This window comes from Halomonas colorata, from assembly GCF_014897985.1.
Classification (GTDB): Bacteria; Pseudomonadota; Gammaproteobacteria; order Pseudomonadales; family Halomonadaceae; genus Vreelandella; species Vreelandella colorata.
The window spans coordinates 56,197-81,187 of the sequence record NZ_JABUZA010000013.1 but is presented as its reverse complement, the minus strand read 5'-3'; the positions used below and the strand labels follow the sequence as shown (position 1 = coordinate 81,187).

The following is a 24,991-nucleotide window of genomic DNA, read 5'->3' as shown; positions in this document are numbered from 1 at the left end:
ATGAACCGTATCGATCAACGCTTCAGTGAACTCAAGCAGCAGAGCCGTAAAGCTCTGATTCCGTATATTACGGCAGGCGACCCGGCCCCGCAGTACACCGTTGGCTTTATGCATGCGCTTGTCGAGGCGGGCGCCGATATTATCGAGCTTGGCGTGCCGTTTTCAGATCCCATGGCAGATGGCCCGGTTATTCAAAAGGCTTGTGAGCGTGCCTTGAAGCACGGCACGCGTTTAGTTGACCTGCTGGATATGGTCGCGGAGTTTCGTCAGGTCGATACTAAAACGCCGGTTGTGCTCATGGGGTACTTGAATCCGATTGAGCGGATTGGCTACGAAACCTTTGCCGATAAGGCGGCGGCAGTAGGGGTTGATGGCGTATTGGTCGTTGATATGCCGCCTGAAGAGGCTGATGAACTTGGTCCGCTATTAAAAGTACGTAATTTAGCTGCGATTTTCCTTGTCGCGCCTACCACTTCCCATGCGCGAGCCGCTACAATATGCGCTCACGGTGAAGGGTACCTTTATTATGTTTCGCTGAAAGGCGTCACCGGTGCGGCAACGTTAAATGCAAACGATGTCGCTGAGCATTTAAAGCCGCTGCGTGATATGACCGATCTGCCGCTTTGTGTGGGCTTCGGTATCCGCGACGGTGTTACGGCGGCTGAAGTCGCCAAGGTGGCTGATGGGGTGATTGTCGGTAGCGCCCTGGTTAATCGTATTGCCGAAAATGTAGAAACGCCTGAAATTATCGCCGGTCAGCTTAGAAGTGTGTTAGCAGAAATGCGCACCGCGATGGACGCCTAACGCTGCCCCTCATCGTCTACACTGAATCGATTGACGACACTCATCAAGCTTGGCGTTGCCAGGCATTGACGTAAACGGAAGACTTTCTGATATGAGCTGGTTAGACAAGATAGTGCCCTCCATGGGGCGTATCCAGCGTAAAGACCGTCGCGCTAGCGTGCCCGACGGCCTCTGGCGTAAATGTCCCAAGTGTGAAGCCGTTCTCTATCTTCCTGAGTTAGAGAAACACAACAGTGTATGTCCTAAATGTGACCATCACTTGCGGCTAACCGCACGCAAACGCTTGGACTGGTTCTTGGATAAAGAAGGGCGTGAAGAAATTGCGGCAGAGCTTGAGCCCAATGATCGTCTTAAGTTCCGCGACTCCAAAAAGTACAAAGACCGTTTTACGGCGGCGCAAAAAGAGACTGGCGAAAAAGATGCGCTGGTCTCCATGCGTGGCAATCTAGACGGCCTGCCGGTCGTTGCCGTTGCCTTTGAGTTTACCTTTATGGGCGGCTCGATGGGGGCTGTGGTCGGCGAAAAGTTTGTCCGCGCGGCGACGCTTGCGCTTGAAGAGCGCATTCCGCTGGTCTGCTTTGCCGCGTCAGGTGGCGCGCGTATGCAGGAAGCACTGTTCTCTCTAATGCAGATGGCGAAAACCTCGGCGGCACTTGAGAAGCTTAAGCAAGCGGGTGTGCCGTATATTTCAGTGCTCACAGACCCTGTTTTTGGTGGCGTGTCTGCGTCACTGGCGATGCTGGGCGACTTGAATATCGCTGAACCCAATGCGCTGATTGGTTTCGCTGGCCCTCGGGTTATCGAGCAGACCGTACGCGAAACATTGCCTGAGGGTTTCCAGCGTAGCGAGTTCCTGCTTGAGCACGGTACGGTGGATATGATCGTGCATCGCCATGAAATGCGATCTCGCGTGGGCGGTATGTTGCGTAAACTGACCCATCACGATGCGCTTTCAATCACCGAGGAGTTGGCAGAAGAAGTAACCGTCGCCGAACCGCTGGTTGATGAAGCCCATATCGCTGATGAGGTGGAAGCACTTCATAACGACACCAGCACAGAGACGACCGATAAGAGCCATGAATCACACCGCAATGCCTAAATCCTTAGCAGAGTGGCTGCATCACTTAGAGACCCTGCATCCTGTAGGGATCGATTTAGGGCTTGAGCGCGTATCACACGTTGCAAAGCGCATGGGGTTGCTTGGCAACCCTATCGCCAAGCGCGTTGTGATTGTGGCAGGTACCAATGGTAAGGGTTCGACCCTTGCCATCATGGATGCCGTTGCCCGAGCACACGGGCAGCGTGTTGGTGCCTATTCTTCCCCCCATTTATTGCGTTATAACGAGCGCGTGCGCATCGATGGCCAAGAGGTGGAAGACGCGCTCTTGGTCGATGGCTTTGAGCGCGTTGAACAGGCGCGCCTGCAGGCGCCTGAAATAAGCCTTACCTATTTTGAAGCGGGCACTCTCTGCGCGCTTTGGTGCCTGGCGAACGCCAACCTTGATCTGGCCGTACTTGAAGTGGGTCTGGGTGGTCGGCTGGATGCCGTCAATATTATTGATGCTGACGTGGCCGTCGTTACCACTATCGCTCAGGATCATGCGAATTTTCTAGGCACCGATATTTCGCAAATCGGGCTTGAAAAAGCGGGTGTTTTCCGGCCTCTTCGCCCAGCGGTGCTAGGCAGTCAGTCGTTACCCAGCAGCGTTGCGGAGACCGCTATTGCACTGGCCGCGCCGGTATATCGGCTAGGCTTGGCGTTTAGCCACAGTGCTGATAAAGAAGGCCGTAAGCCGTGGTGCTGGCATGGATTGACAGCCTCGGGGGAGACGATTTCTATTGATGCACTTCCCGATCCTGGCCTGCCCATTGATAACGCGGCAACCGCGCTGCAAGCGTTGGCAATGACGGGACTTACGCTAATCCCGAAAGCCACGCAGGCTGCTCTGGCTAGCGTGCAACTGCCGGGCCGTATGCAATGGATAGGGCAGTGGTGTCTGGATGTAGGCCATAATCCCCATGCGGCTGCCTATCTGGCGGATCGCTTGCCAGCAACGCCGGAAGGTGGCCGGCAGTGGGCATTAATTGGCATGCTAAATGACAAGGACGCCGATGGGGTGATTGCCGCCCTGGCGCCGCGTATTTCTGACTGGGTCTGTGTAACGCTTGAAGGTGAGCGGGGCCGACCGGCTGCTGAGTTGGCTGAACGTATTACCGCTCAGGGAGGGCGCGTACATCATTGCGCAGACTCGCCTGAAGCCGGAGTGGATTATTTAGCCCCATTGCTTAACGCTCAAGATCGTATTTTGGCAACTGGTTCCTTTTTCACCGTCGCAGCCCTGCTAGCTAAGCCCCTGCCACAGGCTCAGTAGCTCTTTAGGCTAGTCTCGCTCAAGGGAGATGAAGATGAAATACGGTAAAACAGAACGCATCAGCGGTATTGTGATCCTGCTTGCGCTGCTGGCGATTTTTGTGCCCTGGTTGATGAGTGACCCGGCACCTCGCGAGGAGCGCCCGCAGCCTACCTTCATTATTGAGCAGCCGATTGAAACAGCACGGCGCGATGTGGCAGCCCCGCAAATGCCGGCCACGATTAATGCACAGCCTTCCACCAATGTGGCGAGTAACGATGAACTTGATGCGCCGATCAACGCATCCCCTTCATTGCCTCAAACGAATCAAGTTGATCCGCCAAGTCAGGCAGCCACAGCGACGCAAGAGCCAAGCCCTGCCACTAATACAGCAGCGCAGAACGATCCTATTGCTGACCTGGTAGCGGCCAATAGCTCGTCGAGTAGCAGTCAAAGCAGCAGCGCTTCTGCATCAGCCCCTGCTTCAACACAGCAGGGCGAGTGGGCCGTGCAGGTAGGTAGCTTTGGTGATGCAAGCAATGCTGAACGCCTGGGTAATCAGCTTTCAAGCGAAGGGTTTAGCGTTTTTCAGCGTCAGCGAGACAATAATCTGACGACCGTCTTGGTGGGGCCTTATGCCTCATCTGAAGATGGCGAGTCGGCAATGGCGTTGATCAAGCAGCGGGCCAATGTACAGGGCCTGCTAGTACGAGTAAGAGACTAAATAATGGCATTAACGTGGATAGATGCTGTTTTCCTGGCCGTGCTTGCGCTTTCAATGTTGGCCGGGTTTGTACGTGGCTTTGTGAGAGAGGCACTCGGCCTGGGAGCCTGGATTGTCGCCTTGATGGTGGCCCGCGTACTAGCCGAGCCGCTGGCTGAATTCATGGCGGGCTTTATTGAAAGCTTTGATGCCCGGCTTGTATTGGCGTTTGCACTCATCATTTTTGCGGTTATTTTGCTTTGCGGGATTGTGATTCGGTTGGTGCACGCCGCTATTGTCTGGGCGGGTATGGGGCTTTTGAACCGTTTTGCCGGTGCTGTCTTTGGCGTCGCCCGTGGTGCGGTCATTTTATTAGTGGCAACGGTACTTATTACGCTCACGCCCTTTGCTGAACTTCAAGCATGGCAGCAAGCGTCATTACGTCCCACCTTTGTTGAGCTACGCGATTGGGCGGTTAGCCAATTGGATCAGTGGGAGCGTGAATTGCCCGAAGCCCCTGCGTCTCTGCGGGATATTTCATTGCCGGACATTCGTTCGAGAAATGAGTTCGCGCCGCAATCGATTGATAGCCAGTGATATCATAGAGGCTGGTGCAACCAGGCTTTATTGAGTAACGCTTAAAACGCAAGTTTTAAAACGAGTTTCAAGAACGTACGGGCTTGTTTTAGCAAGCCATGGCACTAAAGCGAGGTAACTTGAATGTGCGGTATAGTAGGCCTTCTGGCCAAGCAGGCGGTAAATCAGGGAATCTACGATGCCCTGACCGTACTTCAGCATCGCGGCCAGGACGCTGCCGGCATGATGACCTGGAGCGAGGGACGCTTCCTACTGCGCAAGAGTAATGGGCTGGTGCGCGATGTCTTCCACACTCGCCATATGGCTCGCCTTAAAGGTAACCTGGGCATTGGTCACGTACGTTATCCTACTGCTGGCTCTTCCAGCGAAGCGGAATCCCAGCCGTTTTATGTCAACTCTCCTTACGGCATTGCGTTAGCGCACAACGGTAACCTGACCAACTCCGAGCAGTTGAAGCAGGAGCTTTTCTCGACCGACCTACGTCATATCAATACCAGCTCCGATTCTGAAGTGCTGCTTAACGTGTTTGCCCATGAACTAGGCAAGCAAGGGTTGCACCTGGAAGCGGAAGATATTTTTGACGCGGTACGTAGAGTGCACCGACGCTGCAAAGGCGGCTACGCGGCGGTCGCGATCATTAATGGTTTTGGTATGGTGGCGTTTCGTGATCCTCACGGCATTCGCCCGGTGGTCTTTGGTACTCGCCAAACGGATGCCGGTCAAGATGTCATGATTGCTTCTGAGTCGGTTGCCTTGGATGTGGGCGGCTTTGAACTTGAGCGTGATCTGTCGCCCGGCGAAGCAATTTTTGTGGATATGCAGGGCCAGTTCCATACCCAAGTTTGTGCTGACCGGCCGCAGCTGCGCTCGTGCATTTTCGAGCATGTGTATCTGGCACGTCCAGACTCTATTTTGGACGGTGCCTACGTGTACGGCACGCGTATGCAGATGGGTCGCAAGCTGGGTGATCGCATTCTTAACGAATGGCCGGATCACGATATTGATGTGGTGATTCCGATTCCGGATACGTCGCGCACCTCGGCGCTGGAAATGGCCCAGCACCTTGGGGTGACGTACCGCGAAGGCTTTATGAAGAACCGCTACATTGGCCGTACGTTTATCATGCCGGGCCAAACCCAGCGTAAGAAATCGGTACGCCAAAAACTCAACGCTATCGACGTTGAATTCAAAGGCAAGAACGTGCTGCTGGTGGATGACTCCATTGTGCGTGGCACAACCTGTAAGCAGATCATTCAAATGGCACGCGATGCGGGGGCGCGTAAGGTCTATTTTGCTTCCGCCGCGCCGCCTGTGCGTTATCCCAACGTCTACGGCATCGATATGCCTGCAGCAATCGAGCTGATCGCTCATGGGCGTACTGAAGATGAAGTGGGCGAGCTGATTGGCGCCGATCGCATCTTCTATCAGGATCTAGAAGATCTGAAAGATGCCTGTCGTGAAGTGAACCCCGAAATGGAAGCCTTCGACTGTTCAGTGTTTGACGGTAACTATGTCACTGGGGATATCGACGAGGCCTACTTGGCGGTGCTGGAAGCCAGTCGTAATGATTCGGCAAAAGATCAAAGTGCGGGGAATCACGCCCTGGTAGATATGCATAACCAGGATGATGACCTCGACGATTAATGGGTTTTGAAAAGCCCTAGCTAGGGCTTTTTCAGATTGAGCCGAAACGCTTCACGATGTTTATAGAAACCCGTTTATAGAAACCCGTTTATAGAAACCCGTTTATAAAAAACTAAGGGACACGCCCATGCAGAATAACAGCCCGCAGGATGAGTGGTCGTTAGAGACGCTGGCGATTCGTTCAGGCCACCATCGTACCTTTGAGCAGGAGCATTCGGAGCCGATCTTTCCCACTTCAAGCTTTGTTTATGAAAGTGCCGCTGAGGCGGCGCGCAAGTTTGGTGGCAAGGAGCCGGGCAACGTTTACTCGCGCTTTACTAACCCGAGCGTGCATACCTTCGAGCGGCGGCTAGCCGCCCTTGAAGGCGGCGAGCGCTGCGTGGCGACAAGCTCTGGTATGTCGGCGATTCTCTCCACCGCGCTTGCTCTTTTGTCGGCGGGTGATGAAATCGTGGCGTCGCGTTCGCTGTTTGGCTCAACCGTCAGCCTGTTCGACAAGTACTTGGGTAAGTTCGGGATAACCACGCGTTACGTGGAGCTTTCGAGTCTTGAAGCCTGGGACGCGGCCATCACGCCCAAAACGCGACTGCTGTTTGCTGAAACACCGTCCAATCCGCTTTCTGAGATTGCCGATATCAAGGCGCTTGCCGCCCTTGCCAAGCAGCACGATGCGCTGTTGGCGATTGATAACTGTTTTTTGACTCCCGTACTTCAACAGCCACTGGCATTGGGCGCCGATCTGGTGATTCACTCGGCTACCAAGTATCTGGACGGTCAGGGCAGGGCAATCGGCGGGGCCGTAGTGGGCAGGCACGACCTGTTGGAAGAAATTTTTGGCGTTGTGCGTACTTGTGGCCCGTGCATGAGTCCGTTCAACGCCTGGATCTTTACCAAGGGTCTTGAGACGCTTTCCTTGCGTATGAAGGCTCACTGTGAAAATGCGTTGACACTGGCGCGCTGGTTGGAACAGCACCCGGCCGTTAATAAGGTTTTCTACAGCGGTCTTGAAGCCCATCCGCAGCATGCGCTTGCCACACAGCAGCAGAAAGGATTTGGTGCCGTATTGGGGTTTGAGGTGATTAACGGGCAAGAGGGTGCTTGGCAGGTCATTGATGCCACGCGTCTGCTTTCAATTACGGGCAATCTGGGGGATGTCAAAACCACGATTACCCATCCGGCAACGACCACGCATGGCCGTCTGAGCGATGTGCAAAAAGAAGCTGCTGGTATTTCCCCAGGGCTGATTCGCGTCGCTGTTGGTTTAGAAAGCCAGCAGGATATTCAGCGAGACTTGGCCCGAGGCCTGGATGCTTTAGCTGCTGGTTAATCAAACAATTGGTATGGCTAACGAAAAACCCACCTAGCGGTGGGTTTTTTAGTGCTCATCAAATCTGAGTTTCCGCTGTTTTCAAACAGCGGCTACCGGTTTCAGGAAGCGTTGCGGTGCGGCAGGTCCGACTGGGCAATCTGGTCATTGTTGCTGGCTGAGTGGTGCGCTTCAGAGCTTGGAGCGATAACACGGTTCTTGGCTGCATCGCCATTTACCAGTGGCAGATCAGCTGGCGTGATGGACAGACTGTCGGCGCTGTGGCTTAAGGAGGAACTTGCGTGAACTACTTGGTTGAACTCATCTGAGCCCTGTTCAGCCAGAACAGCGGTCGAAGTCAGAGCCATGGCGATCGCGGCGATAAAGGTAAAGTTTTTCATGAGTGCTGTTCTCTCGTAACAATATGCATTTAGTTTTAAGTCGTAATGACGTGTCGTGTTAGGACATGCGCTAATATTAAGCGCGCAAAACAAATAGTAAAATTGATTTAAAATACCTGATTCATGCTATTTTATAGAATGATTGTAATCTTCCGAACCAGTAGTGATGCAAGCTATCTATAAAAGTCGTTAGCCCGTTATTCAGTGGTTTTTACGAATGATGCATTCAGCTTTTTTCAGCAGTAATGGTTATTACTTGTCAGTATGCTTTGCAGGTAAATTCACAATTTTTCTCATGTTAATCGCATGTGCTGGCCAGTACCCCTGTAGGCGTAATGGGTTACTTGATAAGGAATAAAAACGATGTGGCGTAATTCACGCATGCGCTGGGGGGCGGTAAGTATCTTTTTCCACTGGCTGAGCGCTCTGGCAATTATTGGCCTGTTTGTGCTGGGCTGGTGGATGACTGGGCTTGGCTATTATGACAGCTGGTATAACCTGGGCCCCTGGGTGCATCGCTCAATTGGAGTTTTGCTGCTGCTGGTCACCGTGGTGAGGATTGTCTGGCGTCTGGTGCAGGTGACGCCAGCAGGTGAAGGCAGCCGTCTTGAAAAGCTGGCTGCACACGTGGGGCATATTGCGCTTTATGTGATTTTGCTGCTTGTGCTGGGCAGCGGCTATCTGATCTCTACGGCCAACGGGCGCAGTATCAGCGTATTTGGATGGTTCGATGTACCTGCTCTGGTGCATGGGTTACCGAACCAGGCCAGCATTGCCGGTGATATCCATTGGTATAGCGCGCTGGCGCTCGTTACTCTGGCCGCCGGGCATGCGCTGGCCGCCTTTAAGCATCATTGGGTTAATAAGCACGATACGCTGCTCCGCATGATTAACCCTATGCATCGTTCCAGAAAAATGTAAATGTGAAATTTCTAACGCTTTGATTTTTAATCCGAAATAGTTTAAAGAACGAGTTTTTTGAACGCTGCGATCACGCTCTATTCGTAGTGCCTACTATGGAAAGTCAGGAGATATTAATGATGTTGAAAAAGACTGCATGTGCATCTGCCGTTGCTGCTGCATTACTATTCCCACTGAGTCAGGCGCAAGCGGCCGACTATCAAGTGGATACTGAAGGTCAGCACGCGTTTGTCCAGTTCAAAATCAGCCACCTGGGCATGTCTTACCTGCTGGGCAGCTTCAAGGAGTTTGATGGCCAGTTCACCTACGATGAAGATGACCTGGACGCTTCATCCGTCGAGTTTGAAGTAAAGGTCGACAGCCTGGATTCCAACCATGCTGAGCGTGACCGCCACATCCTGAGCGATGATTTCCTGAATGCGAGCGAGTATCCCACCGCCACGTTCACCTCAACCGGTTTTGAATCAACCGGCGATAACGAAGGTGTTCTCACCGGTGACTTGACGCTGCATGGTGAAACCCAGGAAATCGAAATGCCGGTTACCCTGATTGGTGAAGGCGATGACCCGTGGGGCAATTATCGTGCCGGGTTTGAAGGTAAGACAATGCTGACGCTGAGCGATTTTGGAATCGACATGAGCGATTTTCCCGAGCCGATGCATGAGCTTGAGCTTTACGTGACGTTTGAAGGCATCCGTCAGTAAATTTTAAAGCTTGAAACGCCACTGCCCTTGCCGGGCGGTGGCGTTTTTGTTTATAACCACCCCGTTCAAAAAGGAGTGACTAGCTTGAGCAACACCTTGCAGCAGCACGAGTTGGCCATAACCTTATGGCGCCAGACATGGCCGATGGCAATCGGTGTGTTGGCGTTATTGGGTTTTCAGCTTGTAGATAGTGCCTTTGTTGCCCGCTTGGGAACCGTTCCTTTGGCTGCGCAGTCGTTTACCTTTCCGCTCTCGTTTCTGATCATTGGCATCCAGGTGGGAATGGGAATTGCCATTGCCGCGCTTATCTCACGTGCTCTAGGCGCTGACGAACATGCCAGAGCCAGGCGGTTAAGCAGCCTGGTGCTAATTGCTGGGGGGGCGATTATCGGCGTCATCTGTATAGGCTTGTGGCTTTTCCATGTGCCTATTTTTCGCCAGCTGGGTGCCGATACCACGGCGCTTGGCTACATTCGCGTCTACTGGGCCCCGCAGCTTCTATCCGCCTGGCTCGGCGCGCTGCTTTACTTCATGTATAGCGTATTTCGCGCGCACGGTAATACACGGCTGCCGGGCAAGATGATGGTGTTGAGCAGCGTTGCCAACCTGGTGCTCGACCCGCTGCTAATCTTTGGAGTGGGCTCCTGGGAGGGCTGGGGGCTACCGGGTGCGGCCTGGGCTACCTGCATTGCCTTTACCCTGGGGCTTTTAATAACCACTCAGAAACTGATTCGCAAGCAGTGGGTAGCCTGGGTAGGGCTCTGGGAGGAAGCGGGGCGCTCCTGGCGGCCTTATCTCGGCATTGCCGCCCCGGCCATGATAAGCCAGCTGATGCCGCCTCTAGCGGGGATGTTAACCATTTCTGTGGTGGCTGGTCTTGGGGATACCCAGGTAGCAGCATGGGGCCTGGCAAGCCGGCTGGAAACGCTCTCGCTGATGGTGATACTGGCGATGACCATGTCGCTGCCGCCTTGGCTCGGCCGCTGCTATGGCGCCGGTGATTGGGGACAGATTCAACAGCTAATGCGTCTAGCGCTGAAAGTAGCGCTTGCCTGGCAGCTGGCACTTGGTGTGCTACTTGCACTGTGCGCGCCCTGGCTTGCCATGGTACTGGCGGGCACGCCGAACGTTCAGAGCGAACTGACCCTGTTGATCCGGTTTTTGCTACCAAGCTATGCGGCTCTTGGGGTATGCATGCTGGTGGTTTCGGCGGGTAATGCGCTGGGCTGGCCGCTACGCGCCATGCTGCTCTCCAGCGCGCGCCTGTTTGCCTTCTATTTACCCTGTTTATGGATAGGTGCGCAGCTGTTTGGCTGGCTGGGCTTGGCCGTTGGCGCGGCGCTGGGTAATCTATTGGCAGGGCTGGCCGCATGGGCCGTATTGCAGCGTATATTATCCCGCCCGCATCGGCAGGCGGGATATAACGGCTAGCGTTTGTGAGGCGCTTCCTGAAACGAGAAGTACATAAACAGGAGTGCCATTGCTAGATAGCCCAGCATAAAGTCAGGTGCGGCATTAAAGGCGAGTTTGGGGGCGTGCATCAAGCCCACAAAGGAAAAGCCTGAGGCAATGGCTGCAAACACGGCGGCGCGCCGGAATTGATGATCGATGACAGAAACGGTCATGGCGCCCAGTAAAATAGCCATGAACATGGCGCCTTGCCCCATCACCACAATCGCGCTGGAAATATCGCTGACAACTTCACCTGCACCGCGATTAAAACGCGTCATGATGTAGTTGGCGAAGTAGGGTAGCATGGCGAGCGCCACCGCCGGATAGTAACGTGTGTCGTTAGCTTGAAACGCCGTTGCGATCATAGACATGCCTACAAACACTAATATGGGGGCGACCACCGAAACCGGAATGATCGCTGCCAAAGCGGCAATTAAGCCTGTCATGGTGGCAAGAGCGTAAACGGCGCCATTTAACAGGCTGTAACCGCGCCCTGCACCCATCCATTTAGCGCCTACCGTGGCGATGTAAACCGTTGTGGGGAAGACCCCGCCAAACAGCGCGCCGATCATTGTGCCTACACCATCCACTGCTTGGCATTCACGGACATCGTATTTATCACCTGCGGCCTCCATTGCTTCCACGTTATTCATGGTTTCAATGGCATTATACAGCGTGATGGGAAGCACAACGGTAAGTACCGCCAGCATGCCGGAAAATAAAAGGCCCAGGCCTTCAAACCAAGCCATATTAGGTAACAGTGGGTAAAAACCTAAGTGGGTAAACGCATCACTAAAGCGTTCGCTACCCGCGTCACCAATCAAATATGCCATCGCCGTTCCAACCACAATGGCAAACAGGGAGGTGGGCAGCTTGAATGGCATGCTGACACGAGCGACGAGGCCAACAATAATAATCGCTAGTACTAAAAGGCCAATAATCGGCACTTCCAGAGTCTTGAACAGCATTTCACCGGCAATAAAGGTAAGCGCAACCCCGGCAACGGCGCCCAGCATGGCCGCGCGCGGCAGATGATACTGGACCCAACGCCCAATAATGCTGATAGCCGCTTCAATGGCGCCGCTAATAAAGCAGGCGGCTACCGCCACTTTCCAGGCAAGCTCGGTATCACCGGTTAGCTGTTTGGCCGGCAGCAATACGCCAAACAAAAATACAAACATGACCGGGGTGGAGATCCCGTACGAAAGGGCGGTAACATCAGTGCGGCTTTCTCTACGCGCAAGTCGCGCAGCGCTCCAGGCGTAATAGAAGTTGCCGACCATCACCGCGATGGCGGCACCAGGCAGTACCTGGCCATAAACAATTGAGGCGGGAAATCCCATACCCAGCATGGTGATCGCAATAACAATAAAGTTAGCGATATTGTTCTGAAAAAGTGCGAAGAACGCATCGGTATCTTCTTTTTTATACCAGGGATAGCGTGTGCTGGCTGCCGCCATGGAAGGCCTCATTGAATTGAGTGTTCACAACGCAATATCCTTAGGTTGACCATTAAAAAGGTTCAGGCTTGACTGATCGGTCAAGTATTGCGCTGTATAGGACGCCGCACGGGCGCCCCAGGCTCTGGCGGCAAGCGGACAATTGTACACAACAATAAAACGCTTCCCAAGATACAAAAACGCCCAGGCATAGCCTAGGCGTTTTAACATGCATAAAGCTAACGGTTAGTCGTTAACCGCCGCAATGGCTTTAGCAAGGTAAGGCAGGTTTTCATGTGAGAAACCCGCTACGTTGGCACGGCCAGAACGAACCATGTAAATACCAAACTCATCACGCAGACGATCTACCTGTTCAGGCGTAAGGCCTGTATAAGAGAACATGCCACGCTGCTCTGCAACGCAAGCGTACTTCTGATCAAGTCCGTAAGGCTTTAAAGCTTCCACGAAATCACGACGCAGCGTATTAATGCGATCACGCATTTCGGTCAGTTCTTCACGCCAGATAGCCGTGAGCTCTGCATCGCCTAAAATTTCGCTTACGATGGCCCCGCCGTGAGCAGGTGGGTTCGAGTAGTTCTCACGGGCAACAATAGCGACCTGAGAGCGCACGCTTTCCATCTGCTCTGTGTCTTTGGCCACGGTGATTAGGCAGCCCGTACGCTCGCAGTAAATGCCGAAGTTCTTGGAGCAGGAGCTGGTGATAATCACTTCATCCAGCTTTTCGGCCAGCAGACGTACGCCGTAAGCGTCTTCGTCCAGACCCTCGCCAAAGCCCTGGTAGGCGAAGTCAATCAGCGGCAACAGTTTGCGTTCACGCAGAACGTCCAGCACTTCCTGCCACTGCTCCTGGGAAAGATCAAAGCCGGTCGGGTTATGGCAGCACGCATGCAGTACAACTACATCGCCTTCAGGAATCTTTTTCAGCGCAGCCAGCATGCCTGAGAAATCAAGACGGTTATCCGGATCTACATAGGGGTATTTATGCAGTTCAATGCCGGCGGAAGTGAAAATGCCGTGGTGGTTCGGCCAGGTCGGGTCACTTACCCAAATGCCTTTGCCCGGTAACTGGCTGGCAATGAAGTCTGCTGCTAAGCGTAAAGCGCCTGTTCCGCCCGGTGACTGGGTAGCGCTGGCACGCTTGGCGTTCAATACCGGTGAGTCGGCACCCAATACCATGGGCAGCACGACGTCGCTGTAGGCAGGCGCGCCGTGTGAGCCAATATAGGTTTTGGTGGTTTCATTATTGAGCAGGCGAGCTTCGGCTTCTTTGACCGCGCGCATGACCGGTGTATTACCGTTTGAATCGCGGTAAACGCCTACGCCCAGGTCAACTTTTTGTGGATTGGTGTCTTTTTTGAAAGCTTCAATCAGTCCGAGAATGGCATCTCCTGGGACTCGCTCAATATGCTCAAACATTTACTTAGCTACCTCGTCGGTTCTGGCGGCAAGAATGAAATCATTATGATGCAGGCCGTTAATTTGATGGGTCCACCACATCACGGTGGCTTTGCCCCACTCAGTGATAATGACGGGGTGGTGCCCAGCCTGCTCAGCAAGTTCGCCAACACGCTGGGTAAAGAGTAGCGCCCTGGCAAAGTCACGAAACGAAAAGCTTCGTGATAGCTTCATGATGCCATCGCGTTCGACAATCCGCCACTCTGGTAACTGTTTAAGATAGGCCTCTCGCTCATTTTCCTGGAGAGGCGGCATATGTTTGTTGCAGGCTTCACAAGCCTTACGAGCGAGCTTTTCCATTACCATACTCCCTAAAAAATCGACTAGGATAGAAGAAAAACGCAATCTCGGCCTACATCTTTAGCGCTATAAAGTGCCTGATCGGTGCGCTCTATAAGATTTGTCAGGGGTTCACCGCAACGATATTCGGCCACGCCAATACTGAGTGTGACTTCACCTTTGCCGACTCCAAAATCGTGCCTGGAAATGGCCTCGCGTAATCGATCTGCAAGCTTATGGCATTGCTGTAGCGGTGTAAGCGGCAACACTACCATAAACTCTTCACCACCCAAGCGGGCTACCATATCTTCACATCGTAAATGGGCTTTCATTTCCGTTGCTAGCTGCTTAAGCACTTCATCGCCCTGTAGATGTCCCCAACGGTCATTGAGCAATTTAAAATGATCAATATCAATCATCATGATAGACAGGGGGGTGCCGTGTCGCGTACTAATCGATGTTAAATGGGCTAAATGCACCATTAATTTACGTCGATTTGGCAGGCCGGTGAGAACATCGGTATCGCAGAGTTTGCGAAGTCGCTGCTCTTCGATCACTTGATCGGTAATATCCATCATGACGCCTGTCCAAAGTACCCCGTCGCCAGATAATTCAGGATTACCACATACGGCGATCCAGTGAGATTTGGCGTTTGGCAGGGGAAGCTTGAAGCGAGTGGTTAGCGGTAACATCCAGCGTGCCGAACGCTCAATCGCAGACATGACTTTTGGGTACTCATTACCTGTTAAGTGCTCAAGTAGTTCACCCGCATCATTAGCCAGCTGTACACGATCAATATGCTTAAGCAGCTCGCCACCACCCTCAAGGTAAGGGAACTGCATATGACCATTGCGCGAGCGATAGAACTGAAAAATGACCCCGGGTATAAGCGGAATGAGACAGTCAGCACTCAAAGCCCTAGGGTAGTCATTCACGGACATGCATAAAGCTCCAATATGAATGCCAAAAGTTGATTGTGAAGACTAGCGCTATTTAGGTAATAGAGTTGTAAGCCATTGCTGACAAATTGATACCTTATCAATAATAAATATGAATTAACTAATTCTCTTTTGGAATATAAGACAATAGTTTGTTATCTAATGAGGCTTGTATGTAAGCTTGATGTTATTTTAATTTACTTTTGTGGGTTTAAGTGTGTTTTTGTTAAATATTTTGTTGTTATTCTATTAACCTTAGTGGTGTTAAGTAAAGTGTAGGGATTCTTCAGGAGGCATGATGAGTGGTTTTGTCAGTTTGGTTGGTGCAGGGCCAGGTGATGCTGAATTATTAACCTTAAAAGCCTATAAACGGTTACAGCAAGCCGATGTGGTGCTATATGACAGACTGGTGAGTGACGATATCCTGGCGCTCATCCCTACTAGTGTGCAGCGTTTTTACGTAGGTAAGGAGCGTTCTTTACATAGCGTTCCTCAGCATGAAATTAATCATACATTAGTCGTGTGGGCAAATGAGGGGAAACAAGTCGTTAGACTTAAGGGAGGGGATCCTTTCATTTTTGGGCGTGGCGGTGAAGAACTCGAAATACTCATGGCGAAAAATATAGCGGTAGAAGTAATTCCAGGCATAACGGCGGCATCAGGCTGCGCCGCTTATGCGGGAATACCGCTCACGCATCGTGATCATGCCCAGGCCGTTCATTTTGTCACCGGCCACTTGGCCCATGATGAGCACGCAATTGATTGGCATGCATTAGCTCACGAAGGGCTGACGCTGGTCTTTTATATGGGGCTAGGCAGTGTTGAGATAATTAGTCGCGAGCTTATTGCCCATGGTTTACCGTGTGATACGCCTCTCGCTTTGATCGAAAACGGCACCACAACGGCCCAACAGACCCATATCGGCACGCTACAAGCTCTACCAGAGGCACTAATCGCTGGGCGTATTAAATCACCGGCATTATTAATCGTGGGCAGCGTGGTTTCACTGCATGAGAAGCTAGCGTGGTTTAAAGGCGCTCAGACCCCAGCATCAGCGCGCCATAATGATCTACACTCATAAGCGAGCCAACGTTAATACGTTGAATTAGCTAATGGACTGGCTAGATGCCATTTGCTGTGTATGCTAGTAATGAGTGTTAGGTCATAAGCGAACAATTTACGCTGCTGGTATCGGTAGCCAAGACGAGAGGGACGCAGAATGCCAGAAACAAGCCACCCGGATCATCAGACGCCTGCCACCAGGCTGGATACCAAAACCTTATTTAAAGATAACCGTGTTAGAGCTATTGCAGGTATCGCGGCTATCGCGGTTATCTGGGCAATCATGGCCCAATCTAACGCCGGCACTCATAAAGATCGCGTTGAAACGCTTGAAGAGCAGCTTGCTACAGTAGAGCAGGATAACCGCCGGTACAGCCGCCGTATTCAGGAAATAGACCAAGCAGAAACCAACCTGTCCGATATGCAGGCAGAGATGGCATCCTTGGAAGAGCAGCGCAATGAGGCAAGCGCATCGCTTGAAAGTGCTCAAAATGATGTAACTACCACCCAGTCACGTCTTGAAGAACTGGAAGCTGAGCGCACAACGCTACAGCAGGAAGTGGACTCCCTCAATCAGCAGCTTGAAAGCGCACAAGGCGAAATGCAGTCGCTACGTGATGAGCGTGATCAAATCGAGACGACTCAAGAAGAGGCTGAAGCTTCGCTTCAACAAGTAGAAGATGCGCGTGAAAGTGCTGATCAAGCTCGCCAAGAGGCAGAAGCTGCTCGGCAGCAGGCTGAAGAGCAGCGTCAAGAAGCTGTAGATGAGCTGAACAGTGCCGAGGAGGAGTTAGCTGCACTTGAAGATAAAATCAGTCAGGCTAATGAAGAGCTTTCAAGCTTAGAAGAGCAGATATCCAATACTCAGGCCGAGCTTGACGAGCTGCAAAGCACGCGTGATTCGGTTACGGCGGAGCGCGATGAGCTACAACAGGAAGTCGATTCGCTAACTGAACTGCGCGAGCAGGAAGATCAAAGCCTCACCCAGGTTCGTAACGAGATGGAAGACCTCATGGTTGCCCTTGACCTTGGCCGCAACGAAGTTGCAAACGTTGAGAGCGATATTGAAGCGCGCGAAAATCAGTTGTCTCGCTTGGAGTCTCAATTGAGCGAGTGGCGCGAAGAGCTTTCCTCACTCGATCAGCGTCTGGGTAGTGTTGATGATGCCGCCAATGATGAAGTCCCCACGTTAGCGGGCGAAGCGTCAGAAGATAGCGCCTCAGAAAGTAGTAATACTGAGCAGGAAACGGCCAGCGATGAAGACAATAGCCAGCCGCAGGAGCAGCAGCAAAACCAGCAGCAGAACACTAACTAGTAAAAAGTTCGTCTAAAACGTTTGTATAGCTAAAACGATAAATAGCTAGTACGGACGAACCATCAAACGGATGCTGGTATCCCCAGCATCCGTTTTGTTTGTTTATGAATACTCGTTCAGAGAGTATCATTTATCCCAATGTTCATGATCTACCCAGATATAGGAGAGCGACTAAATGGATGGCGTTAAACACATCGTCGCAGTGGCATCGGGCAAAGGTGGGGTTGGCAAGTCGACCGTAACCGTTAACCTGGCACTGGCGCTTTCTGCCCAAGGTTATCGCGTAGGGGTTCTTGATGCGGACATTTATGGACCAAGCCAAGCCCAAATGCTGGGTGTTAAAGAGGGCGTTCGCCCTGAATCCACGGGTGATAATAAATTCTTGCCCTTAACAGCACATGGCCTTCAGGCAATGTCCATGGCTTTTTTGGCGAATACCCGAGAGGCCATGGTATGGCGTGGGCCGATGGTCGTAGGGGCTTTTCAGCAAATGCTCACGCAAACGCAGTGGGATAATCTGGATTTTCTGTTGATCGATATGCCACCGGGTACCGGTGATATTCAGCTGACGTTGGCTCAGAAAGTACCGGTAAGCGGGGCTGTCATTGTCACTACGCCACAAGATATTGCGCTTTTAGATGCTCGTAAAGGCATTGAAATGTTTCGCAAAGTGAACGTGCCGGTACTTGGTGTGGTTGAAAACATGAGCCTCTATCACTGTGAGAACTGTGGCCATGAAGCCGCGATCTTCGGTACCGGCGGTGGCGATAGTATCGCTGAAGAGTATCAGACGACGGTACTAGGACGGTTACCTTTGACGCTGTCTATCCGTGAGTTGGCAGACTCGGGCAGCCCAAGTGTTGTATCAGAACCTGATAGCTCGGTAAGCCAAACGTTTGCTGAGATTGCCAGGCAAGTTGCCCAATCAGTGAGTGCCAGCGAAAGCGGTGGTCCCACTATTTCTTTTAGCGAGTGATGAAGTAATACATGAGTATCAAATCAGATAAGTGGATTCGTCGCATGGCGCAAAGCGACGCCATGATCGAGCCTTTTGAAGCCGAGCAGGTTCGCTATGTGAATGATCAGCGAGTGATCTCTTACGGTACTTCAAGCTACGGTTATGATGTGCGCTGTGCCGATGAGTTTAAAGTGTTTACCAATATTCACTCGGCTATCGTTGATCCCAAGGCGTTCGATGAGAAAAGCTTTGTAGATATTAAAGGCGATGTCTGCATCATTCCGCCCAACTCATTTGCTTTGGCAAGAACCGTTGAGTACTTCCGCATTCCGCGTAGCGTGCTGACTATCTGCCTGGGAAAATCAACCTACGCGCGCTGTGGCATCATTGTGAACGTCACGCCGCTTGAGCCTGAGTGGGAAGGCCATGTCACGCTTGAGTTCTCTAATACGACCAATTTGCCTGCCAAGATTTATGCTCACGAAGGTGTAGCGCAAATGTTGTTTTTAGAGTCTGATGAAGTCTGCGAAACCTCGTATAAAGATCGCGGGGGCAAATATATGGGCCAGCGCGGAGTAACCTTGCCGCGCACTTAATGAATGAGCGTTATTGATCAGCCCAAAAGCAAGGCCTTACGGGGAACCGTAAGGCCTTGTTGTTTACTGCAGGTGTTTGCCGCAATCATTTATTGATTAAGCAATAAGCTACTCTTCGGCGTCTTCGTCCAGTTCTTCATCCAACTCTTCAGCTGCATCAGCATGTGAGAGGCGCATACCATGGGTAGGCAGCAGGTGACCATCCATTTTGGCGCCTTCAGCGCTAAACTGAAGCCGTCCCTCTAAAAACCACTGCACCGCAATCGGATAAATCAGATGCTCACGTGCGTGGACCTTCTCTTTAAGCGTCTCTTCACTATCATCCGCGCTTACAGACAATTCCGCCTGAAGAACCACCGGGCCGCCATCCAGCTCTTCGGTAACAAAGTGCACGCTACAGCCGTGGCTGGTTACCTGGTCGGCCAGCGCCCTTACGTGGGTATTTAACCCCTGGTACTCGGGCAGCAGTGAAGGATGAATATTGAGCATCCGACCCATAAAGCGTTGTACAAAGCGTGGCGTTAAAATACGCATAAAGCCCGCCAATACGATCAAGTCGGGCTCGTGGCGCTCAATGACTTTAATCAGCGCGCCATCGTAAGCCTCGCGAGTATCATATTCGCGATGGGGCAGGGCAACTGCTTCGATGCCAGCCTCGTGAGCGCGCTTCAAGCCGTAAGCGTCTGCCACGTTGGAAATCACTGCGACAATCTCACCGCCTAGGCGGTCATGAGACTGCGCATCGATCAGCGCCTGAAGATTGCTGCCACTGCCAGAAATAAGCACGACTACCCGACGTGGGCCGGTCGGCTCTGGCGCCATATCGGTAATCGTATCGCTGGGGTAATCGGTACCACTCATACGGGCAGGTTCTCCAGCACCACGGCTTCATCCTGGCGCTTGATAATATGACCGATGCGATAAACCGTTTCACCCTGGGCTTGTAAATGGGTCATGGCTTGCTCTGCCTCTGCGGCAGGCACCACGATGACCATGCCGATACCGCAGTTAAGTACACGGTGCATTTCAACTTCGTTAACGTTGCCTTGAGCCTGTAGCCAGTCAAATACCGCAGGACGCTGCCATGTAGCAATATCAACGTGTGCCGCGAGCTCTTCAGGCAGTACGCGGGGGATGTTTTCGAGCAGGCCGCCACCGGTAATGTGGGAAAGTGCATGCACAGGAATAGAAGTATCACGCATCAAGGAAAGCAGCGACTTCACATAAATGCGGGTTGGCGCCATTAGTGCATCGGCTAACGGGGTATTATCTACCTGCGTTTCAAGCGAGGCATTGCTCACTTCCAGGATCTTGCGAATTAACGAGTAGCCGTTAGAGTGAGGGCCTGAAGAGGCAAGGCCCAGCAGGACATCGCCTTCGCTTACTTTGCTACCGTCAAGAATTTCGGATTTTTCCACAACGCCGACGCAAAAACCCGCCAGGTCATAGTCACTACCTTCGTACATGCCGGGCATTTCGGCTGTTTCACCACCAACCAATGCACAGCCAGCCAGCTCACAACCGGCGCCAATGCCGGTTACTACGTCGGCAGCGATATCCACATCCAGCTTACCCGTGGCATAGTAGTCGAGGAACAGCAGCGGTTCGGCACCTGCGACAATCAAATCATTAACGCACATTGCCACTAAATCGATGCCAATGGTGTCGTGCTTGCCAAGGTCCATCGCAAGGCGCAGTTTGGTGCCCACTCCATCAGTGCCAGATACCAGAACAGGCTGCTTGTAGCCTGCGGGTAGCTCGCATAAAGCGCCAAAACCGCCCAAGCCGCCCATTACTTCGGGGCGAGTGGTACGTTTGGCAACGTGTTTGATGCGATCAACTAGGGCATTTCCGGCATCAATATCGACACCTGCATCCTTATAGCTGAGCGAAGGAGTAGCCGGAGAAGTGGAAGTCTCGGTCATGACAGTTCCTGTGAAGCCTATAGCAGTACGGGTAGTGCTGGCGAGATGGCCAGTGCTGGGCAATAACTGACGTGGATTGTAACACCGAGCGGCGTGGCCCGCATCGCCGGTATACATGTTGCGCCTACGTTCCTACAACTTTTGTTATTATTCAGTGCATAAAGCGCTTTTGATGGATCCAGGAAGGAGAGTCATACAATGCGAAGTTCATGGTTAGGGGGAGTGCTGCTAGTCGTGTTTGTTGGACTGGTGTATGTCCTGAATTCAGTTTTAATGCCCTTTATTGCCAGCATGGTATTGGCGTATCTGGCTGATCCACTGTCTAATTATTTCCAGCGGCTAGGCATGAAGCGCACGCTGGCCGTTTGCCTCGTCTTCTTGATACTGCTGATTGTATTGACGGCGAGTTTATTAATTCTCATACCGCTTATCGTCCAGCAGATTAAGCAGTTGGGCGATGCGGTGCCGGGTATTTTTAGCTGGGTTGAAAACGTGCTGGCGCCTCAGGTTCAGGAGTGGACTGGCTACGATTTACGTGGTGAGTTAACCAACGTACGTGAAGTACTGGTTGAAAACTGGCGTGATGCGGGAGGCTATCTAGCTCAGGCTTTAGGGCATATTGGCCGCTCCGGAATGGCATTTATGACCTGGATTACTTATATCGCACTGATTCCGGTCGTTACCTTCTATCTGCTTCTCGACTGGAATCGCATGCTAAGCAACATCGCAAGCTTGGTGCCGCGGCAATGGGCAAGCGACACGTTTCGTTTAGCACGCCGCTGTGATGAGGTGCTGTCATCTTTTTTACGTGGTCAGCTTTTAGTCATGCTGTGTTTAGGCGTTATTTATGCCACAGGGCTTACCTTGATGGGGCTTAACTTTGGCTTGCTTATTGGGTTTGTGGCCGGGCTGGTTAGCTTTGTACCGTTTTTGGGCTTTATCGTAGGGATTGCCGTCGCCCTAATTGTTGCGTTATTTCAATACGGTACGTGGTGGGCGATACTCGGTGTCATCGTGGTATTTAGTATCGGTCAAGCCGCCGAAAGTGTCATACTACAGCCCAAACTTTTGGGAGATAAAATTGGCTTGCATCCTGTTGCCGTTATTTTTGCAGTATTAGCGGGTGGCAACCTGTTTGGGTTTACTGGCGTACTGTTAGCATTGCCTGTTGCCGCCGTATTTATGGTACTTCTCCGCGAGTTAAACGACCGTTATAAGCACAGTTCGCTTTATACTGCTGAGCAACGTTCATTAACGCCTTTAAACCACCATGATGGGCTGGATCGTCACGACGAAAGGGAATCATCATGAGCCGAGTGCCGGCACAGCTGCCGTTAGGAGTAGGGTTGCGTGATGATGCAACCTTCAATAATTATTACGCTTCAGGCGCAAATGCACTGCTGGTTGAACATCTGACGCAACAATTTCAGCCGAGTGCCGAGCCTTTTATCTATTTATGGGGCGCCCAGGGGAGTGGGCGAAGCCATCTTCTTCAAGCGGCCTGCCATGCTGCCTCCGATGCCGATAAACGAGCTTTGTATCTACCGTTAGCTGATCTGGGCCACTTTCCACCTCTGATGCTTGAAGATATTGAGCGACTAGATTTGGTAGCGATTGATGATCTGGAATATGTCGTTGGCCGAAAGCGTTGGGAAGAAGCGCTATTTCATGCATTTAATCGATTGCGTGATGCAGGCAAACAGCTTGTAATTGCTTCCAATGCCCCTCCACGCCAGCTTAATGTTGTGCTGCCTGACCTGGCGTCACGATTAACGTGGGGCGTCACCTTTCATCTTCATCCGCTCAATGACGAGGAGCGCCTCGCGGCACTGCGGTTACGTGCGAATGTTAGGGGAATGCAGCTGCCCGACGATGTCGGGCGTTATATTTTGCATCGTGGGCCGCGTGAGTTAGGCGATTTATGCCGAGCCATTGAAACGCTTGATCAAGCGTCTTTATCTGCTAAGCGAAAGCTAACGATTCCATTTGTTAAGTCGTCGCTTAACTGGTGAACCTTACCCGCTTATTAATTTAGCGGGTAAGGTCCATGCTTGAATAGATAGTGGCTTAGGCGGGTTTGCGCATTTTACTAGCCGCTGTCTGGGCTTGCTTTACATTGTCTTCAGTTAGCTTCTGGCTTTTTTGAAAATAGTCCTGGTGAAGCGCAACCACTTTATCCGTATCGCCTTTAGCCTGTTCTGCTAGTTGTTTTACAACCTGCTGCTGGCCTTCCATATAACTACGTAGCCCTTCTGGGTCTTTTACGCTGGTTAGCTGGCGCAGCTGCGCGATGCCGGTTTCAGCATAGGCTTGGCTGGCGTTAACTTGTGCATTTAGCATCTTCTCTGCGTAATCGAGAGTCAGGGCGGCATACGCGCGCGCAGGGGCCATAAAGAAATTATCAAACTGCTGGTTCATTTCATTTGTATTGAACGTGTTCATTGTAAAACTCCTAAATCAAGATAGTGCTTTTAAGCATTCCGTTTAACAACAGCCGCTATGAATATTAAGCTTTCTTGCGTTGCAGCATAGCAGTCGTTTTTGTGCAGTGCAACATGGGGCGTGAGGCGTTATTTCTAGCCTAAAGCGGTTAATGTTTACCCCGGCGTTGAGAGCGTCTAGCTTGAATAGCTGCAGATATTGCGAAAGGACTTGCCGACGTGATCAGTTGTAAATAAGATTGATTACTATTTAAAAGGAGCATAAATAATGGATACTCGTACCGAACGCGACAGCATGGGTGAGCTTGAAGTACCGGCTAATGCCCTTTATGGAGCCCAAACACAGCGGGCTATCAATAACTTTCCCGTTTCCCATTCACCTATGCCTGCGGCCTTTGTACACGCTGTGGCGCGGATTAAACTGGCCGCCGCGCGCACTAATCAACAATTAGGCTTGTTAGATGAGGCTAGATCGAGCGCCATCCAAAAAGCTGCACAGGCAGTGATTAATGGTGAACACGACGATCAGTTCCCGATTGACGTATTTCAAACGGGGTCAGGCACATCGACCAATATGAACGTCAATGAAGTGTTGGCTACCCTGGCAAGCCGTGAAGGTGTTGAAGTAACACCTAATGATCACGTGAATATGGGGCAGTCAAGCAACGATGTTATCCCGACGGCTATTCATGTTTCAGCGGCAGTTGCCGTGAATGAGTCGCTACGGCCTGCGCTTGAGCATTTAAAAGCGTGTATTGATCAGCGCGCGAGCGAACTTAAGCATGTTGTTAAAACAGGGCGTACGCATTTGATGGATGCCATGCCGCTGCGTATGGACCAGGAGCTTGGGGCATGGTCAAGCCAGCTAGGCCAAGCCATTGAGCGCTTTGATAGCGCGATGAGCCGTCTGTGTCGTTTAGCGCAGGGTGGAACGGCGGTGGGTACCGGTATCAATGCGCCGGAAGGCTTTGCCAATCAGATTGCCAAGGAGCTAAGTGAGCAAACCGGGTTAAGCTTTGCCCCTAACGATAGCTTTTTTGCTAGCCTCTCCTCCCAGGATGCGGCCGTTGAGCTTTCCGGCCAATTAAAGGGCTTGGCCTGCGTCATCATGAAAATTGCCAATGATCTGCGCTGGATGAATTCAGGTCCTTTAGCAGGCTTGGGTGAAATAGAGCTTGAAGCGCTGCAGCCGGGAAGCTCGATCATGCCGGGCAAGGTCAACCCTGTGATCCCAGAATCGGCCGCCCAAGCGGCCGCCCAGGTCATTGGCCTGGATGCGGCTATTACGGTGGCAGGCCAGAGCGGCAACTTCCAGCTAAATGTCATGCTGCCGCTGGTGGCGACCAATCTGCTGACCTCCATTACCTTGATGAGCAATACCTCACGGCTGCTTGCGGACCGGGCAATTGCGACGTTTAAGGTGCGGGAGGATAACCTGCAGGGGCCTTTGGCGCGTAACCCTATTTTAGTGACGGCGCTCAACAGTGTGATTGGCTATAACGCGGCGGCCGCCATTGCTAAAAAAGCCTACCAGGCAGGGCGTCCGATTATTGATGTCGCGGAAGAGCAAACCGACCTGGATCGGGAAACGTTGGAAAGACTGTTAGATCCAACGGTGCTAACCCAGGGGGGAATTCCTGAATAGGTTTTCGAGCATAAATAACTCGTTCTAGATCGCC

25 protein-coding genes are annotated in these 24,991 nt (G+C 52.1%); 17 read left to right on the top strand and 8 right to left on the bottom strand.

Annotated features, from left to right (window positions below; genetic code table 11):
* The 7 genes from trpA to INT33_RS09030 all read left to right on the top strand — a co-directional run bounded on the left by trpA (nucleotide 1) and on the right by INT33_RS09030 (nucleotide 7,426).
* A complete protein-coding gene (trpA, locus tag INT33_RS09060) occupies nucleotides 1-804 on the top strand; it encodes a tryptophan synthase subunit alpha (protein WP_193091696.1) in 804 nt (267 codons plus the stop codon).
* 91 nt (nucleotides 805-895) lie between these two features.
* Nucleotides 896-1,903, top strand: a complete 1,008-nt coding sequence (accD, locus tag INT33_RS09055) for an acetyl-CoA carboxylase, carboxyltransferase subunit beta (RefSeq protein ID WP_193091695.1) — start codon at nucleotides 896-898, stop codon at nucleotides 1,901-1,903.
* Nucleotides 1,881-3,176: a bifunctional tetrahydrofolate synthase/dihydrofolate synthase gene (gene folC, locus INT33_RS09050; protein ID WP_226940125.1), complete on the top strand. Its 1,296-nt coding sequence runs from the start codon at nucleotides 1,881-1,883 to the stop codon at nucleotides 3,174-3,176. Before accD ends, folC begins: the two co-directional genes overlap by 23 nt.
* Before the next feature lie 34 nt (nucleotides 3,177-3,210).
* Nucleotides 3,211-3,879 (top strand): SPOR domain-containing protein, encoded by a 669-nt coding sequence (locus INT33_RS09045; protein ID WP_193091694.1) that lies wholly within the window; start codon nucleotides 3,211-3,213, stop codon nucleotides 3,877-3,879.
* A gap of 3 nt (nucleotides 3,880-3,882) precedes the next feature.
* Nucleotides 3,883-4,455 (top strand): CvpA family protein, encoded by a 573-nt coding sequence (locus tag INT33_RS09040; RefSeq protein WP_192539486.1) that lies wholly within the window; start codon nucleotides 3,883-3,885, stop codon nucleotides 4,453-4,455.
* A 123-nt stretch (nucleotides 4,456-4,578) separates the two neighbouring features.
* Entirely contained in the window at nucleotides 4,579-6,099 is a 1,521-nt protein-coding gene (gene purF, locus INT33_RS09035; protein WP_193091693.1) for an amidophosphoribosyltransferase, read from the top strand.
* Between the two features lie 127 nt (nucleotides 6,100-6,226).
* Complete coding sequence (locus tag INT33_RS09030) at nucleotides 6,227-7,426, top strand: O-succinylhomoserine sulfhydrylase (RefSeq protein ID WP_192539484.1); 1,200 nt, start codon at nucleotides 6,227-6,229, stop codon at nucleotides 7,424-7,426.
* 101 nt (nucleotides 7,427-7,527) lie between these two features.
* On the opposite strand, the gene INT33_RS09025 is transcribed toward INT33_RS09030, so the two are convergent.
* Nucleotides 7,528-7,806, bottom strand: a complete 279-nt coding sequence (locus INT33_RS09025; protein ID WP_192539483.1) for a hypothetical protein — start codon at nucleotides 7,804-7,806, stop codon at nucleotides 7,528-7,530.
* A 363-nt stretch (nucleotides 7,807-8,169) separates the two neighbouring features.
* Between INT33_RS09025 and INT33_RS09020 the strand changes: the two genes are divergently transcribed.
* From INT33_RS09020 to INT33_RS09010, 3 genes are all read left to right on the top strand, one after another.
* Entirely contained in the window at nucleotides 8,170-8,727 is a 558-nt protein-coding gene (locus INT33_RS09020) for a cytochrome b (protein ID WP_193091692.1), read from the top strand.
* 119 nt (nucleotides 8,728-8,846) lie between these two features.
* The gene (locus INT33_RS09015; RefSeq protein ID WP_192539494.1) at nucleotides 8,847-9,431 is read left to right on the top strand and encodes a YceI family protein; all 585 of its coding nucleotides are present in this window, start codon (nucleotides 8,847-8,849) and stop codon (nucleotides 9,429-9,431) included.
* A 144-nt stretch (nucleotides 9,432-9,575) separates the two neighbouring features.
* Nucleotides 9,576-10,862, top strand: coding sequence for an MATE family efflux transporter (locus tag INT33_RS09010; protein WP_407648061.1), 1,287 nt, complete (start codon nucleotides 9,576-9,578; stop codon nucleotides 10,860-10,862).
* Here INT33_RS09010 and INT33_RS09005 read toward each other — a convergent pair.
* From INT33_RS09005 to INT33_RS08990, 4 genes are all read right to left on the bottom strand, one after another.
* Nucleotides 10,859-12,343: an NCS2 family permease gene (locus INT33_RS09005; RefSeq protein ID WP_193091690.1), complete on the bottom strand. Its 1,485-nt coding sequence runs from the start codon at nucleotides 12,341-12,343 to the stop codon at nucleotides 10,859-10,861. The genes INT33_RS09010 and INT33_RS09005 overlap by 4 nt on opposite strands.
* 225 nt (nucleotides 12,344-12,568) lie before the next feature.
* Entirely contained in the window at nucleotides 12,569-13,759 is a 1,191-nt protein-coding gene (locus INT33_RS09000) for an amino acid aminotransferase (RefSeq protein ID WP_192539479.1), read from the bottom strand.
* Nucleotides 13,760-14,098, bottom strand: coding sequence for a 4a-hydroxytetrahydrobiopterin dehydratase (locus INT33_RS08995; RefSeq protein ID WP_193091689.1), 339 nt, complete (start codon nucleotides 14,096-14,098; stop codon nucleotides 13,760-13,762).
* A gap of 23 nt (nucleotides 14,099-14,121) precedes the next feature.
* On the bottom strand, nucleotides 14,122-15,018 hold the full coding sequence (locus INT33_RS08990) for a GGDEF domain-containing protein (RefSeq protein ID WP_192539477.1): 897 nt from the start codon (nucleotides 15,016-15,018) through the stop codon (nucleotides 14,122-14,124).
* Nucleotides 15,019-15,313: 295 nt separating this feature from the next.
* On the opposite strand from INT33_RS08990, the gene cobA reads away from it, so the two are divergent.
* The 4 genes from cobA (at nucleotide 15,314) to dcd (ending at nucleotide 18,946) form a co-directional block, all read left to right on the top strand.
* Complete coding sequence (gene cobA, locus INT33_RS08985; RefSeq protein WP_193091688.1) at nucleotides 15,314-16,096, top strand: uroporphyrinogen-III C-methyltransferase; 783 nt, start codon at nucleotides 15,314-15,316, stop codon at nucleotides 16,094-16,096.
* Nucleotides 16,097-16,234: 138 nt separating this feature from the next.
* Nucleotides 16,235-17,392: a coiled-coil domain-containing protein gene (locus tag INT33_RS08980; RefSeq protein ID WP_193091687.1), complete on the top strand. Its 1,158-nt coding sequence runs from the start codon at nucleotides 16,235-16,237 to the stop codon at nucleotides 17,390-17,392.
* A gap of 175 nt (nucleotides 17,393-17,567) precedes the next feature.
* Nucleotides 17,568-18,368 carry an iron-sulfur cluster carrier protein ApbC gene (apbC, locus tag INT33_RS08975; protein WP_192538290.1) on the top strand — a complete coding sequence of 267 codons (801 nt, stop codon included), beginning with the start codon at nucleotides 17,568-17,570 and terminating at the stop codon, nucleotides 18,366-18,368.
* A gap of 11 nt (nucleotides 18,369-18,379) precedes the next feature.
* Complete coding sequence (dcd, locus tag INT33_RS08970; RefSeq protein ID WP_018917236.1) at nucleotides 18,380-18,946, top strand: dCTP deaminase; 567 nt, start codon at nucleotides 18,380-18,382, stop codon at nucleotides 18,944-18,946.
* 108 nt (nucleotides 18,947-19,054) lie between these two features.
* On the opposite strand, the gene purN is transcribed toward dcd, so the two are convergent.
* Complete coding sequence (purN, locus tag INT33_RS08965) at nucleotides 19,055-19,807, bottom strand: phosphoribosylglycinamide formyltransferase (protein WP_192538285.1); 753 nt, start codon at nucleotides 19,805-19,807, stop codon at nucleotides 19,055-19,057.
* Nucleotides 19,804-20,871, bottom strand: a complete 1,068-nt coding sequence (gene purM, locus INT33_RS08960; protein ID WP_193091686.1) for a phosphoribosylformylglycinamidine cyclo-ligase — start codon at nucleotides 20,869-20,871, stop codon at nucleotides 19,804-19,806. Before purM ends, purN begins: the two co-directional genes overlap by 4 nt.
* A gap of 198 nt (nucleotides 20,872-21,069) precedes the next feature.
* Between purM and INT33_RS08955 the strand changes: the two genes are divergently transcribed.
* Both INT33_RS08955 and hda read left to right on the top strand, forming a co-directional pair.
* Nucleotides 21,070-22,182: an AI-2E family transporter gene (locus tag INT33_RS08955; protein ID WP_193091685.1), complete on the top strand. Its 1,113-nt coding sequence runs from the start codon at nucleotides 21,070-21,072 to the stop codon at nucleotides 22,180-22,182.
* The gene (gene hda, locus INT33_RS08950) at nucleotides 22,179-22,883 is read left to right on the top strand and encodes a DnaA regulatory inactivator Hda (RefSeq protein WP_192538282.1); all 705 of its coding nucleotides are present in this window, start codon (nucleotides 22,179-22,181) and stop codon (nucleotides 22,881-22,883) included. Before INT33_RS08955 ends, hda begins: the two co-directional genes overlap by 4 nt.
* 55 nt (nucleotides 22,884-22,938) lie before the next feature.
* Here hda and INT33_RS08945 read toward each other — a convergent pair whose 3' ends face one another.
* Nucleotides 22,939-23,313, bottom strand: coding sequence for a phasin family protein (locus tag INT33_RS08945; RefSeq protein ID WP_192538281.1), 375 nt, complete (start codon nucleotides 23,311-23,313; stop codon nucleotides 22,939-22,941).
* A gap of 267 nt (nucleotides 23,314-23,580) precedes the next feature.
* On the opposite strand from INT33_RS08945, the gene INT33_RS08940 reads away from it, so the two are divergent.
* Entirely contained in the window at nucleotides 23,581-24,957 is a 1,377-nt protein-coding gene (locus INT33_RS08940) for a class II fumarate hydratase (protein WP_193091684.1), read from the top strand.
* Nucleotides 24,958-24,991: the final 34 nt, after the last annotated feature.

Excerpts from the sequence above, each read along its gene's own strand:
- purM (WP_193091686.1), bottom strand. The coding sequence starts at position 20,871 with ATGACCGAGACTTCCACTTCTCCGGCTACTCCTTCGCTCAGCTATAAG.
- INT33_RS09045 (WP_193091694.1), top strand. The coding sequence starts at position 3,211 with ATGAAATACGGTAAAACAGAACGCATCAGCGGTATTGTGATCCTGCTT.
- apbC (WP_192538290.1), top strand. The coding sequence starts at position 17,568 with ATGGATGGCGTTAAACACATCGTCGCAGTGGCATCGGGCAAAGGTGGG.
- INT33_RS08940 (WP_193091684.1), top strand. The coding sequence starts at position 23,581 with ATGGATACTCGTACCGAACGCGACAGCATGGGTGAGCTTGAAGTACCG.
- dcd (WP_018917236.1), top strand. The coding sequence starts at position 18,380 with ATGAGTATCAAATCAGATAAGTGGATTCGTCGCATGGCGCAAAGCGAC.
- INT33_RS09025 (WP_192539483.1), bottom strand. The coding sequence starts at position 7,806 with ATGAAAAACTTTACCTTTATCGCCGCGATCGCCATGGCTCTGACTTCG.
- accD (WP_193091695.1), top strand. The coding sequence starts at position 896 with ATGAGCTGGTTAGACAAGATAGTGCCCTCCATGGGGCGTATCCAGCGT.
- INT33_RS08945 (WP_192538281.1), bottom strand. The coding sequence starts at position 23,313 with ATGAACACGTTCAATACAAATGAAATGAACCAGCAGTTTGATAATTTC.
- purF (WP_193091693.1), top strand. The coding sequence starts at position 4,579 with ATGTGCGGTATAGTAGGCCTTCTGGCCAAGCAGGCGGTAAATCAGGGA.
- INT33_RS09015 (WP_192539494.1), top strand. The coding sequence starts at position 8,847 with ATGTTGAAAAAGACTGCATGTGCATCTGCCGTTGCTGCTGCATTACTA.
- INT33_RS08995 (WP_193091689.1), bottom strand. The coding sequence starts at position 14,098 with ATGGAAAAGCTCGCTCGTAAGGCTTGTGAAGCCTGCAACAAACATATG.
- INT33_RS08990 (WP_192539477.1), bottom strand. The coding sequence starts at position 15,018 with ATGTCCGTGAATGACTACCCTAGGGCTTTGAGTGCTGACTGTCTCATT.
- INT33_RS09005 (WP_193091690.1), bottom strand. The coding sequence starts at position 12,343 with ATGGCGGCAGCCAGCACACGCTATCCCTGGTATAAAAAAGAAGATACC.
- INT33_RS09010 (WP_407648061.1), top strand. The coding sequence starts at position 9,576 with ATGGCAATCGGTGTGTTGGCGTTATTGGGTTTTCAGCTTGTAGATAGT.
- INT33_RS09000 (WP_192539479.1), bottom strand. The coding sequence starts at position 13,759 with ATGTTTGAGCATATTGAGCGAGTCCCAGGAGATGCCATTCTCGGACTG.
- purN (WP_192538285.1), bottom strand. The coding sequence starts at position 19,807 with ATGAGTGGTACCGATTACCCCAGCGATACGATTACCGATATGGCGCCA.
- INT33_RS09030 (WP_192539484.1), top strand. The coding sequence starts at position 6,227 with ATGCAGAATAACAGCCCGCAGGATGAGTGGTCGTTAGAGACGCTGGCG.
- INT33_RS08980 (WP_193091687.1), top strand. The coding sequence starts at position 16,235 with ATGCCAGAAACAAGCCACCCGGATCATCAGACGCCTGCCACCAGGCTG.
- folC (WP_226940125.1), top strand. The coding sequence starts at position 1,881 with ATGAATCACACCGCAATGCCTAAATCCTTAGCAGAGTGGCTGCATCAC.
- hda (WP_192538282.1), top strand. The coding sequence starts at position 22,179 with ATGAGCCGAGTGCCGGCACAGCTGCCGTTAGGAGTAGGGTTGCGTGAT.
- INT33_RS09040 (WP_192539486.1), top strand. The coding sequence starts at position 3,883 with ATGGCATTAACGTGGATAGATGCTGTTTTCCTGGCCGTGCTTGCGCTT.
- cobA (WP_193091688.1), top strand. The coding sequence starts at position 15,314 with ATGAGTGGTTTTGTCAGTTTGGTTGGTGCAGGGCCAGGTGATGCTGAA.
- INT33_RS09020 (WP_193091692.1), top strand. The coding sequence starts at position 8,170 with ATGTGGCGTAATTCACGCATGCGCTGGGGGGCGGTAAGTATCTTTTTC.
- trpA (WP_193091696.1), top strand. The coding sequence starts at position 1 with ATGAACCGTATCGATCAACGCTTCAGTGAACTCAAGCAGCAGAGCCGT.
- INT33_RS08955 (WP_193091685.1), top strand. The coding sequence starts at position 21,070 with ATGCGAAGTTCATGGTTAGGGGGAGTGCTGCTAGTCGTGTTTGTTGGA.